The 13,679-nt window shown below is 41.5% G+C and carries 11 protein-coding genes; all 11 read left to right on the top strand.

Annotated features, from left to right (window positions below):
* Positions 1-102 precede the first annotated feature (102 nt).
* Positions 103-1,095 (top strand): aldo/keto reductase, encoded by a 993-nt coding sequence (locus BM176_RS09725; protein ID WP_090102284.1) that lies wholly within the window; start codon positions 103-105, stop codon positions 1,093-1,095.
* A 96-nt stretch (positions 1,096-1,191) separates the two neighbouring features.
* Positions 1,192-1,683, top strand: coding sequence for a hypothetical protein (locus BM176_RS09720; protein ID WP_143097769.1), 492 nt, complete (start codon positions 1,192-1,194; stop codon positions 1,681-1,683).
* Positions 1,684-2,037: 354 nt separating this feature from the next.
* Positions 2,038-3,174 carry a 4-hydroxyphenylpyruvate dioxygenase gene (hppD, locus tag BM176_RS09715; protein WP_090102280.1) on the top strand — a complete coding sequence of 379 codons (1,137 nt, stop codon included), beginning with the start codon at positions 2,038-2,040 and terminating at the stop codon, positions 3,172-3,174.
* Between the two features lie 380 nt (positions 3,175-3,554).
* Positions 3,555-4,304: a L,D-transpeptidase family protein gene (locus tag BM176_RS09705; protein WP_090102274.1), complete on the top strand. Its 750-nt coding sequence runs from the start codon at positions 3,555-3,557 to the stop codon at positions 4,302-4,304.
* A gap of 150 nt (positions 4,305-4,454) precedes the next feature.
* Complete coding sequence (locus tag BM176_RS09700; RefSeq protein WP_090102273.1) at positions 4,455-5,030, top strand: gluconate 2-dehydrogenase subunit 3 family protein; 576 nt, start codon at positions 4,455-4,457, stop codon at positions 5,028-5,030.
* Between the two features lie 31 nt (positions 5,031-5,061).
* Positions 5,062-6,759 (top strand): GMC oxidoreductase, encoded by a 1,698-nt coding sequence (locus BM176_RS09695; RefSeq protein ID WP_090102271.1) that lies wholly within the window; start codon positions 5,062-5,064, stop codon positions 6,757-6,759.
* Positions 6,760-6,761: 2 nt separating this feature from the next.
* The gene (locus BM176_RS09690; protein ID WP_090102269.1) at positions 6,762-8,459 is read left to right on the top strand and encodes a GMC oxidoreductase; all 1,698 of its coding nucleotides are present in this window, start codon (positions 6,762-6,764) and stop codon (positions 8,457-8,459) included.
* 324 nt (positions 8,460-8,783) lie between these two features.
* Positions 8,784-9,737, top strand: coding sequence for a hypothetical protein (locus BM176_RS09685; RefSeq protein ID WP_143097768.1), 954 nt, complete (start codon positions 8,784-8,786; stop codon positions 9,735-9,737).
* A 34-nt stretch (positions 9,738-9,771) separates the two neighbouring features.
* Positions 9,772-11,184, top strand: a complete 1,413-nt coding sequence (locus BM176_RS09680; protein ID WP_255373486.1) for a hypothetical protein — start codon at positions 9,772-9,774, stop codon at positions 11,182-11,184.
* 154 nt (positions 11,185-11,338) lie between these two features.
* Positions 11,339-12,289: a hypothetical protein gene (locus BM176_RS09675; RefSeq protein ID WP_143097767.1), complete on the top strand. Its 951-nt coding sequence runs from the start codon at positions 11,339-11,341 to the stop codon at positions 12,287-12,289.
* Positions 12,290-12,430: 141 nt separating this feature from the next.
* Entirely contained in the window at positions 12,431-13,498 is a 1,068-nt protein-coding gene (locus BM176_RS09670) for a hypothetical protein (protein ID WP_143097766.1), read from the top strand.
* Positions 13,499-13,679 lie beyond the last annotated feature (181 nt).

Raw genomic sequence — 13,679 nt, 5'->3', positions numbered from 1 at the left:
CACTAATATTGTGCCATCCGTAGTGTGCTATTCAAATTGGTAGTATGGGTAACCGTTAATAATTCGATACTTTTGGAGCTTCATTTAAAATCAGGATAATTTATGGAATACAGGCAATTAGGAGAAAGTGATCTGAAAGTATCTGCCATAACATTTGGCGCATGGGCTATTGGCGGATGGATGTGGGGAGGAACTGAACGTAAGGATGCTGTAGAAGCTATCCGTGCATCTATCGGAGAAGGTGTTACTTCTATCGATACCGCACCCATCTATGGACAGGGATTAAGTGAAGAAATCACCGGCGAAGCTTTAAAGGGAATGGACCGCAGTAAGGTACAAATCCTGACTAAATTCGGAATGCGCTGGGATCTTGAGAAAGGAGCACTTGCGTTTAAAAGCAAGGATAATGATGGCAAGGATATTAATATACACAGGTATGCAGGAAAGGAAAGTATTATACTGGAATGCGAGAACAGTTTGAAACGGCTGGGTACGGATTACATAGATCTTTACCAGATTCACTGGCCTGATGAAACTACCCCCATCGAAGAGACTTTTGAAGCAGTATTGCGATTGAAAGAACAGGGTAAGATCCGCGAAGCAGGGGTATGTAATTACAATGCAGAGCTGATGAAAAAGGCTGAAAAAGTGATGAAACTGGCTTCTAACCAGGTTCCTTTCAGTATGGTGGAAAGGGGGATCGAACAGGAACTGGTACCTTATTGCATAGAAAATAAGAAGGGAATCCTTGCTTATAGTCCTTTGCAGAGAGGTATTCTGAGTGGTAAGATCAAGCCTGGATATCATTTTGAAGCTGGGGATCATCGTCCGGCCACTAAATTCTATCAGCCGGAGAATCTTCAACGTATCAATGCTTTCCTGGATGAAATCCGGCCTGTGGCAGAAAGTAAGAGTGTGACACTGGCACAATTGGTGATCCGCTGGACGATTGATCGTCCGGGTATTACCGTGGCCCTGGTAGGCGCCCGTAATGCGGAACAAGCTATACAGAACGCGAAGGCGATCAATATTAAGCTCGGTTCTGAAGAGATTAAGTATATTAATGACAGACTTTATAAGTTAGAAATAATTTAAATATTTCGCGGGGTAACCCCGCGAAATATTATCTTTGGGTAATCTACTACCTGACCTATGTTTAAACTCATTCTTCCCTTATTAGTAATTGGATGCTTGGTAATATCTTGTGGGTATAAAGTTACCATCGATAACCCTTCAGCAGAAAGGTTAGTTGTAAAGGTTGACGATCAGGAAATTGTATTAGAAAAAGAGGTGTTCAAAACGCTGGTACTTACAGAAGGCGATCATGTGATGAAATTCAGAGATTCTTCGTTCCCTTTCACTTTTAAGAAAGATAAAGACGGGCAGGGCGAGTTGCTGATTAACCCAACCCGTTCTATTTATGTAATTGACAAGACAATCTACACAAGACTAAGCCTGGAGAGTTATAATCGCCAGTTAAGAGCGGTTCCTTCCAATGATAAAACAAATGAGATGTTTATAACGGGTGAATGGACTTATAATTTAAAAGATGAGGCACCAGGGCCAACAAATGCAGGGGCGCTTATGAAGGATAATGATTACCAGTTGAAGATCGTTAAAATATACAGGGGAAAGGATTATTGGTATGGCGATGGGAGGAACGCCCTTGGTGAAAAAAAATAACGGAAGTACAATTTCTACGGAACCTAACCCCATTCCCAACTTTATTTGCAGAATTACAACCAAATCCATAATATTGCAATAGCAACTACTTCATGCAAATACTGCACACATATCATACTAAATCAGACCAGATCCAGAGTGAATACTACTTCCTCATGGCGACGCTGGCAATGGATTCGACGCTTGCTTAAGCAGGTATGATACTGCCTTCGGGTGCAATTATCAATATACTTTACTATTACACGCCCATCTTAAAGCGGTTTACCTGTTTTTAATCAATGCCATCCGGCATTGTAGCATACACCGGTACAATCAATTTATCATACACCAAAACTTTCTTAAACCTTTCTTCTTATGCATACGGTTACTGATGCTGGCTCCACAGCTGCACGCGCAAATGCGCAGGACTTTTTACCATTAAATGGTACAGATTACGTTGAGTTTTATGTAGGTAATGCCAAGCAGGCTGCTCATTTTTATAAGACGGCATTTGGCTTCCAGTCTGCCGCTTATGCCGGTCCGGAAACAGGTGTGAAAGATAAAGTTTCTTATGTAGTAACACAAAACAAGCTGCGTTTTGTATTTACCACTCCGCTAGTACAGGATAGTGAAATTGCAAAGCATATCCAGGCTCATGGAGATGGTGTGAAAGTGCTGGCTCTATGGGTGGATGATGCCCGTTCTGCTTTTGAAGAAACTGTGAAAAGAGGTGCTAAACCTTTTATGAAACCTGTTACTGAAAAAGATGAGTATGGAACAGTTGTACGCAGTGGCATTCATATTTACGGAGATACGGTACATATTTTTGTAGAGCGTAACAATTATGATGGTCCTTTCCTGCCGGGTTTTAAACCGTGGAAAACAGCTTACAATCCTGCTGATACCGGTTTGCAATATGTAGACCATTGTGTAGGTAATGTGGGGTGGAATGAAATGAATACCTGGGTAGATTTTTATGAAAAAGTGATGGGTTTCCGCAACCTGTTGTCTTTTGATGACAAAGATATTTCTACTGAGTATTCTGCGCTTATGAGTAAGGTGATGAGCAATGGAAACGGTCGTGTAAAGTTTCCGATCAATGAGCCTGCAGAAGGGAAGAAGAAGTCGCAGATAGAAGAGTATCTTGATTTTTACGGTGGCCCGGGAGTACAGCACGTGGCTATTGCAACGAATAACATTATCCAAACCGTAACAGAGCTGCAGAAAAGAGGCGTTGAATTCCTGAAAGTACCGGAATCTTATTACGCTACATTGCTGGACAGGGTAGGAGAGATTGATGAAGATCTGCAACCGCTGCGGGAACTTGGTATACTGGTAGACCGGGATGATGAAGGCTACCTGTTACAGATATTTACCAAACCAATACAGGATCGTCCTACTGTTTTCTTTGAGATCATTCAGCGTAAAGGAGCTCAGTCTTTCGGCAAGGGCAATTTCAAAGCGTTGTTTGAATCAATTGAAAGGGAGCAGGCGCTGAGAGGTAACCTGTAATAATTAGTTAATTTTTAGGGAGGCTGTTCCGTTTCGGAGCAGCCTTTTGCGTTTATCGCACTTTTATGGTATTGTGAGGTCGGAAAATTTAAAATAATTTGCATCATAGATACGTTGTTTATGAGAGTACAAACCTTGTTGGGTGTTTTATTTTTATTAGGAGGGATTTTTCAGTGTATAACAGCTGTATTGATCTACCAGGGAGAGCGGCACTATATTTTACGTATCGCAAATCGTAAGGTTGGAATGATTATATATGCTATTTTTGCAATGTTGTTGTTCTGTCTTGCATATTGGACTTTTACCATGCAGCCTTCCGCAAGTGCTCCTGTAGGGACAGGACATAGTTAGTGAACTTGTAAAATTGTGTTAAATTATCTATGAAACAGGTCGTTTTAGCAGTAATGATTATGCTAGGGTTTGGAAAGCTACATGCCCAGCAATCATTTTTGGATAATCAAAAGATGTTTCCAAAAGTGGGATATGCTTACAGGGACAAGGAAGAGCAGTTGAAGAAGGAATTTGAGAAAAAAGGACTTACTTATCCTGCTAAATATATTTTTCTGCGTTCTTTTAAATTGGACAGTGAGCTGGAAATCTGGGTGAAGAACAAAGCTTCAGATACCTTCAGGCTGTTTAAATCTTACCGTGTATGTACGCTTTCCGGTAAAATGGGGCCGAAACGCAAAGAGGGAGATATGCAGGTACCGGAAGGATTTTATTATATCAACGATTTTAATCCGAATAGCAACTACCACCTTTCCCTGGGTATCAACTATCCCAATTTTTCGGACAAGATGTTAAGTGATCCTAAAAAGCCCGGTAAGGAAATTTATATTCATGGCAGCTGTTTAACAATAGGTTGTATCCCGCTGACAGACGAATTTATAGATGAAGTGTATATTCTTGCTGTGAATGCAAAGAATGCGGGTCAGGATTTCATACCGGTGCATGTGTTCCCTGTTAAGTTCGGTAATGTCCGCTCTCTGGACTACCTTGGCAGCGTAACGCTTACTGATAGTACATCACAGCGTTTTTGGGTAGATCTGAAAGGTGCATATGATTATTTTGAAAAAAATCATCGTTTACCAGTGGTAATGGTGGACAGCAAAGGAAAGTACATCATGTAATCTGCTATAGATAAATCAAATAATTAAAGGGGTCAGTTATCAACTGATCCCTTTCTTTTTGCTGTATTTTCTTCCGTTTATTTATTTTTCTATGAAAAGTCGTTTTTTTTTCGAAACTTGGGGAGTAAGGTCAAATTAATTTACTAAGTTATGAATAGAAGAGATGCCATCCGGAATGTAGCCCTCTTGCTGGGAACTGCCATATCCGCGTCCACGTTATCTGCCCTGGAAGGCTGTAACCCAAAAGGTCCTGAGAATTATGCATTAAAGGCGCCTGAAACCCATAGTTTACTAGCGGAAATTGCAGAAACGATCATACCGAAAACAGATACTCCCGGTGCTAAAGAAGCTAAGGTAGAGGACTTTATTGTAACGATGCTGAACGATTGTTATAAAACCAGTGATCAGCAAATTGTGCTGGATGGTTTGAAGAAGATCGATGCAGCGAGCGAAAAGCAATACAAGAAGCCTTTTGTTGAGATCTCTGCAGAACAGAAAACAGCATTATTGACAGAGATTGACAAGGAACGTGTTGCTTATAATAAGCGCGATAATAAAAAAGAAGGTGATCCTACCCATTACTTCCAGATCCTGAAAGAGCTGACATTACTTGGCTATTTTACGTCCGAGCCCGGTGCTACAAAAGCATTGCGTTATGTGCCGGTACCAGGAAAATTCGAAGGCTGCATCCCATACAAGAAAGGGGATAAAGCATGGGCAGTATAATTAAGTGTGTCATAAACAATAAAGCAATTCCATGAATCTGAATATGAAAGCTCAGGAGCAAAACACTTACGATGTAATTGTTATAGGCTCCGGCGTAAGCGGTGGCTGGGCAGCCAAAGAATTTACCGAAAAAGGTCTGAAAGTATTGATGCTGGACCGTGGTAAACCATTAGAACACGTTAAGGATTACGATACTGCAACAAAAGACCCCTGGGAATTTAAACATGCCGGTCGTATTACTACAGAACAGAGGGAAACGCATCCCAAATTGAGCCGCGATTATCCTTACAGCGAGCACAATGAAAAGTATTGGATCAACGATTCCACAAGTCCATATAATGAAGTAAAACGTTTTGACTGGTACCGTCCGGATATCGTGGGTGGTAAATCCATTATGTGGGGAAGACAGTCTTACCGCTGGAGTGATATTGATTTTGAAGCGAATCTGAAAGATGGGATCGCTGTAGACTGGCCTATCCGGTATAAAGATCTGGCGCCGTGGTATGATTATGTAGAGAAATTTGCAGGGATCAGTGGTACAGCAGAAGGATTGCCTCAGTTGCCTGATGGCCAGTTCATGCCGGCGATGGAAATGAACTGTGTGGAGAAAGACGTGAAGAAACGTATAGAATCCCAGTTCAAAGGGCGTATTATGACGATGGGACGTGTGGCAAATATTACACAGCCATTACCTGGCCGTACTAATTGCCAATATCGTAACCTGTGTAGCCGTGGTTGTCCGTTCGGAGCATATTTCAGTACGCAATCGTCTACCTTACCAGCAGCAGTCGCTACAGGTAATCTTACTTTACGTCCGGACAGCATTGTTAATTCTATCATCTATGATGAGCAGAAAGGCAAGGCCACCGGTGTACGCGTAATTGATAAACACACCAAACAAATGACCGAGTTCTACGCAAAAATCGTCTTTGTGAACGGGTCTACATTAGGAACCACTTTTGTACTGATGAACTCTATCTCCCACCGTTTTCCGAATGGATTGGGAAATGACAGTGGTGTGCTTGGAAAATATCTGATGGATCATCATTTCCGTAATGGTGCTTCCGGCAAGGCAGAAGGGTTTGATGACAAATATTTCTTTGGTCGCAGGGCTAATGGTATTTACATCCCCCGTTATCGTAATATCGGCAGCGACAAGCGTGATTATCTCCGCGGTTTTGGTTACCAGGGAGGTGCTAGTCGCGGTAGCTGGGCCCGTGGTATTGCCGAAATGGGTGTAGGAAAGGACTTTAAAGATATGCTCACCGAACCGGGCGACTGGAGTATGGGCCTTGGAGGTTTTGGAGAATGCCTGCCTTATGAAGATAATAAAGTAACGCTCGATACATCCGTTAAAGATGACTGGGGACAACCGGTATTGAAATTTGATGCAGAGTTCAAAGAGAACGAAAAGAAGATGCGTGTAGATATGATGAACGATGCAGCAGAAATGCTGGAAGCCGCAGGTTTGAAGGATGTAAAAACATACGATGCCGGATCTTATCCGGGTATGGCAATCCATGAAATGGGAACAGCACGTATGGGCAGAGATCCTAAAACATCGATGCTTAATTCCTGGAACCAACTGCATGCCGTGAAAAATGTATTTGTAACAGATGGTGCCAGCATGACATCAGCAGCCTGTGTGAATCCATCATTGACCTATATGGCCATGACCGCAAGAGCTGTAGATTATGCCGTGAAGGAAATGAAGAAAGGAAATATTTAGTCATGAATGTCAATATCAGAGCAGAAAAAGAGAATACCTATGATGCCATTGTGGTAGGCTCAGGAATCAGCGGAGGATGGGCGGCTAAAGAGCTGTGTGAGAAAGGATTGAAAACGCTGGTACTGGAAAGAGGCCGCAATGTGGAACATGTGAAAGATTACACCACCGCTATGATGGCGCCCTGGGAGTTTCAGCACCGTCTGCATCATACAGCGGAAATGAAGGAGAATCATCCGGTTCAGAGCCAGTGTTATGCATTTGACGAAGCCACACAACAGTTCTGGGTAAACGATAAAGAGAATCCTTACAACCAGGTGAAGCCATTTAACTGGCTGCGCGGGTATCATGTAGGAGGCCGTTCCCTGATGTGGGGCCGGCAGGTATATCGCTGGAGTGATGTAGACTTTGAGGCAAATGCAAAAGATGGGCATGGAACAGACTGGCCAATCCGTTACAAGGATATTGAGCCGTGGTATGACTATGTAGAATCGTATATAGGTGTGAGTGGTCAGGCAGAAGGATTGCCACAGTTGCCCGATGGAAAGTTTCTGAAAGCAATGGAAATGAACTGCCTCGAGAAACATGTGGCAGCCCGGATCAAAGAGCAATACCAGGATCGTATCATCACTATTGGTCGTGTAGCACATGTAACTGAAAAGCATCATGACCGTGGTCCTTGTCAGCTCCGTAACCTTTGTGCAAGAGGATGTCCGTTCACCGGTTATTTTAGCAGTAACGGGGTTACCTTACCAGCAGCAGCTAAAACGGGTAATCTTACCTTACGTCCGGATTCTATTGTGCTTGAAGTACTTTACGATGAGCAGAAAGGCAAGGCCAAAGGCGTACGTATCATGGATGCACACACGTTGCAGACAACAGAGTATTACGCTGATGTAATATTTTTAAACGCATCAACTATAGGTACTACTGCGGTATTACTTAATTCTGTCTCCAACCGTTTCCCTAATGGCTTTGGAAATGACAGCGAGCAGGTAGGCCATAACCTGATGGATCACCATTTTGGCGTAGGAGCCGGCGGTGAATTTGACGGTTTCCAGGATCAGTATTATAACAGTGGACGTCGTCCCAATGGTATTTATATTCCCCGTTTCAGGAATATCAGTCCGGCAACTAAACGTAACGACTATGTACGTGGGTTTGGTTACCAGGGTGGTGCAGACCGTAATCGCGGTACCAGCTTTGAAGGTATCGGGATCTCATTAAAAGAAGCACAGACAGAACCAGGTATGTGGACCATGGGAGTTGGCGCCTGGGGAGAACATCTGCCTTATTATGAGAACAAGGTAACACTGAATAAGGATAAGAAAGATAAATACGGACTGCCTACACTTAACATCGACTGCGAATTCAAAGAGAATGAACTTGCTATGCGCAAGGATATGGCGGAGAGTGCAAAAGAGATGCTGGAAGCCGCAGGGATTAAGAATGTAGGTACTTATGACGAGATGCCTCCTCCAGGTCATTGTATTCATGAAATGGGTACAGCACGTATGGGACGTGATCCCAAGACGTCTGTACTTAATGAATGGAACCAGGTGCATGCCGCGAAGAATGTATTTATTACAGATGGTTCATGTATGGCATCTTCTGCCTGTCAGAACCCGTCTATCACTTATATGGCCTTAACGGCAAGAGCAGTAGATCATGCGGTGAAAGAGCTGAAGAAGGGGAACGTGTAAGCGAATAAGTTATTAAGTTGAAAAGCTACAGGAAGTATTTCCTGTAGCTTTTTTTTTATGCGTAGATAGGCTGCGTGGCAGGATTGTAATATTGTGATATGCCTACACGAACGTGTTATCAGGATGTGAGAAAGTATAAATACTTTAGCGGAGTATTAAATGTTATAGTTGCCCTATATCCTTTTGTTATTCAAGATATTAAGCCGACTGTAGTAAAATCCATAGAGTCCCGGCATTGTAGTGAGGCCCTATATATTTCTCATTTTATTTAGTTGTAGGACATAGTGCATTGTTTATTCGGTTTTATCCAATTAAAATATACTTATGTTAATTAAGAGAATTCTGTTGTCAATGTTATTGGCCTGTGGTTTAGGCAATAACGCGTTTTCCCAGGTTACCGGTACTATCACGGTTCAGGGTGATGCTGCTAAATTTTATCCTGTTACATTTTATGATGGAGGCTGGGATAATAATGTGGCTACGACACTTGAAATTGGCAGATCCTATATTCATAAAGTTGATGGTGACTGGTGGGGATCTGTTATAGCAAAATTCAGATTTCACACCACAAATGGGGGGCATGGCTCAAATTTTATTGATGCTGATATCAGACAGAAAAAAGGTGTTTCTGGATTGCTGCTTATTGCAGGATGGACGGATGTAACATCGTTGAATGGCGATCATAAAATAATCATTTGGTTGAGAGGGGCAACACCATATGTTTATAAATCTGATTATGCAGTTAATCCTGCTGTATATGATGGAGTGGTAAATTCGGATACTTACCAGGAAACTAACGGATATGCGTATACATATAAAACAGAGATAGATGCTTACAACCCATCGGGGATGACTTATGCTAATTCCGCTTATTTTAATGGTGGTGAAGTTAACTATTTCGGAGGTAGCATTGGTGTTGGTACAACCGCTCCTGGTCCTTACAAACTAGCAGTAGAGGGAACTATTGGTGCGCGCAAAATTAAAGTAACCCAGGTTACGCCCTGGGCAGATTTTGTGTTTGAACCAGATTACCAGTTGCCTTCCCTGTATGAAGTGGAGAAGTATATTACAGCAAATAAACATTTACCCGATGTACCATCTGCTGCGGAAGTAGAAAAAGAAGGATTAGATGTAGGAGAAATGAATAAAATTCTGTTGCAAAAAGTGGAGGAGCAAACTTTATACCTGATTGATCTTAAGAAAGAGCTTGAAAAACAGCAGGCATTGATAGATCAGTTAATGAAGATGGTCAATCAACCACAGGAAATAAAGAAATAAGTTACTGGCTTGCCCTAAGTTCTAATTTACGTATATGCGCTATTTAATACTCTCAGTTTTGTTTGTTATCGGACATGTTATATCTGTGTTTGCCAATGATACAGATAGTACTGTCCAGCAAGTAAAAAAGCTCCCCAAAAAATATTTATCCCAGGTAGAGCATAAATCTCATCATGTTGAAGAACAGGTGAACAAGCGCACTGAAAAAGCGTTGAACCGGTTTGCCAAACAGGAAAAGAAGATGCAGGCAAAGCTGTGGAAGGTGGATTCTGTCGCTGCTAAAAATATCTTTACCCGCTCTATAGATAAATTGGGCAGTCTTAAATCAGGGCTTAAAAATAAAGTACCGGGTAATTTACCCCTGGGAGGTAATGCCGATCTGGATACGTTACAGAATTCACTGAAATTCCTGGATGGATCAAAAGATATGTTGGGGAGCTCAAAAGATAAGTTGAGCAGTGCTACACAAAGTGTGCAGGATTTGCAGGGTAAGTTGCAACAGGCAGAAGAGGTGAAAGCGTATATCCGGGAGCGGAGGCAACAACTAAAGGAACAATTGAGTCAGTATACCGGATTTACCAAAGATCTGCAGAAGATGAATAAGGAAGCCTATTATTATGGGCAGCAGATCAAGGAATATAAATCCCTGTTGAAAGATAAAAAGAAAGCGGAAGCGAAAGCCGTTGAGTTATTAAAGAAGGTACCTGCTTACAATGATTTCCTTCAGAAACATTCACAATTAGCCAGTTTATTTAATCTGTCATCTAGCGCTAATACTGCGCAAAGCCTGGAAGGGCTGCAAACTCGCGCACAGGTGGAGCAATTGGTCCAGCAACGGATAGGGAGCAGTCCTTCAGCGCAGCAGGCAGTAAGTCAGCAGATGGAGCAGGCAAGATCGCAGTTCAGTGAGTTGAAAAGTAAGTTTCCCGATCTGGACAATGCAGGTGATATGCCTGATTTTAAACCCAATCCCATGAAGACAAAAAGTTTTCTGCAACGGATGGAATTTGGAGGCAATGTACAGTTCCAGAAATCAACTCAATATTATCCAACTACATCTGATATAGCCGGACAGGCAGCTTATAAGTTTCATAAGAATGGAACTGCGGGTCTTGGTATTTCTTATAAGTTAGGAATGGGTAATGGGTGGAATAATATTGCCTTCAGTCACCAGGGAATAGGTCTTCGTTCTTTTGTGGATTGGAAATTGAAAGGGACGTTTTTTGTGAATGGTGGTTTTGAAGAGAACTATCTGTCGGCGTTCTCTCATGTAGATCAGTTGAAGGACTGGAAAGGCTGGAAGAGCAGTGCTTTGCTGGGGATTAGTAAGAAATATAAGATCAGTGCAAAGCTGAAAGGGAATATTATGGTGCTGTATGATTTTTTAGCGACAAGGAGTGTGCCGCCGACGAGTGCGTTGAAGGTGAGGATGGGGTATAATTTTTAAGGGGACAAAATGAAACACATGAAATAAAGCTATAGCGCTACAAGTATTGTTGTTAGACCAACCCTATATAATTAGGGTTCAATTTAACAATGGTACATATTGCATTGTTTATTTTTTTCATTGATAGAGAGAGAATTAATTTTAAAATATACTTATGAGAATTACGAAGATCCTGTTGTTACCGGAGATATTCTTTCAATACTTTACTATGAAACTTTTAACGATTTTAAGTCTATTAATGTTAGTTGCATTAATAGAACAGACAAATGCACAGGCGCTGCAGATTAATGCCACAGATACAGTAGGACATCCTTTCCCGTTACAGATCAATGATAATATTAGTACGTTAACGTACGGAACAAACACTTTCGGTCGTTTATTACGTTTGTCAAGACAGGAAATACACTTTTACGATTTCGGCCTGGATGCAGGTAATGAGTTCTATATAACTAAGAAGAATTCCAGTGATGTAGCATTTAAAGTAAATGCATCTGGTAATGTAGGCATTGGTGAAAGTAATCCTACAGAAAAATTAATGGTAAGCGGAAATATTGCTTTGTCTGGCACAGGTGCTTATTTTGGAGTTGCTTTGACAGATCGTCTGACTTATGATGGTAAATATCAACCTCACTACGGAATGCAATGGGTAATGGATAGCTGGACGGGAGCAGGTCCAAGTATGTGGATGAGTGCATATGGTGGTATGAAATTTTTTACTACAGGCGCCGTGAGGATGTCGATATCTGATAATGGGAATGTGGGAATAGGAACAACTGCACCTGGCAGTAATAGGTTGGCCGTAGAGGGCACTATAGCTGCAAGGAGAATAAAAGTAACACAGATAACTCCCTGGCCTGATTTTGTCTTTGACATAAACTATCAATTACCTTCTTTGCAAGAGGTAGAGAATTATATAATAGCTAATAGGCATTTACCTAATATACCATCAGCTGCGGAAGTGGCAAAAGATGGCCAGGATCTGGGAGAAATGAATAGGATACTCTTGCAAAAAGTGGAAGAATTAACGCTGCACCTGATTGAGCAGGAAAAGAGGATGAAGGAAATGCAATCAGAAATAACTGATTTAAAGAAATCAATTAAGTAGTAGTTCACTTAAAGCGAAGTGGGTTTTAATATTACTATAGAATTTTTCGAAACTACCACCCCGATTATTTATGTGAATTATACGACAAGGAGTGTGCTGCGGACGATCAATTTACGAATTAAAGAAGACAAAATGAAATACATGAAATATACACTACTATTAGCACTGATAGGGTTAATTAATATTGCTAAGGCACAAACAAACTCTTTTCCTCCTAATAATTCTGCTGGTATTGGTACTCAGAACCCCCAATTCTATTATCATGGAGGGGATAATCTGGGAATGGAGATTTTTAATGTGAAAACCAGCAGCAATAGCCAGGCTCATTTGGTCTTAAGTACTGGAGCAACTGCCAATATCGGATCTGTTGGAACATTATCCTGGATGACACCTAATTCAACTGGCAATAAAGGGGTTGCATACATTGGGGCTTGGACAAGGACGGATGCTACCACAAACGCAAGTGGTGATTTGGTTTTTGCAACGGCTAATGCTTCGACTCCGACAGTAAAAATGCGTATTGCAGCAGCGGGAAATGTAGCAATCGGAAATGAAGATCCGCGTGCACTGTTGGATGTTACTACACCCTTAACTAATACCACTACAAGCGTATTGGGCAGGTTGCCTGAAGGTAATTCGGTTGACGGTGGTACATATCTGGGGGTACAAACCTATAACTCATCCCCTGTAAGCGGTATTTCTTTTGCATTGGAGCATAAATTTTATGGTTCCCTGAATAGTGCTATAAATTTTCATAGAGGAGGTAATATAAACGGAGGATTTATCTCATTTTCTACCAGTACAGGAATAGAAAGAATGCGCATTGATGCATTGGGGAATGTAGGAATAGGTACTACTGTAACAAGTGATTGCAAACTGGCAGTAGAAGGGACTATTGGTGCCCGAAAAATTAGAGTAACGCAGGCTGCCTGGGCAGATTTTGTCTTTGACAAAAACTATCAGTTGCCTTCTTTACAGGAGATTAAAAATTATATAGCAGCCAACAAGCATCTACCTGATGTACCATCTGCTACTGAGGTAGCAAAAGATGGACAGGATCTGGGAGAAATGAATAGAATACTCTTGCAAAAAGTGGAAGAGTTGACATTGCATTTGATTAATGAGCATGATCGGAATGAAAAGATGCAGGCACAGATTGATGCTTTACAGCGTGAGATGAAATCGGTGAAAAAAGCTGATAATAAGTAAATAATTGGAGATCCTTTTATTGATAATAATATTATGATTCGGGTTCGCCGAATAGAAATAAGTGTTTAGTATTAGGTCTGACTCTTTGCTCGTATTTTTTCATACGCAGATAGGCGGCGTGCCTTTACTCTAGGTTTGCACCAAGATAAATACCTTACCTAAATAAATGACTATCATGTAA

This window comes from Chitinophaga sp. CF118, from assembly GCF_900112615.1.
In the GTDB taxonomy this organism is placed as follows: Bacteria; Bacteroidota; Bacteroidia; order Chitinophagales; family Chitinophagaceae; genus Chitinophaga.
Note: the sequence above shows the minus strand (reverse complement) of the source record. Positions and strands in the feature narration are given on the sequence as shown.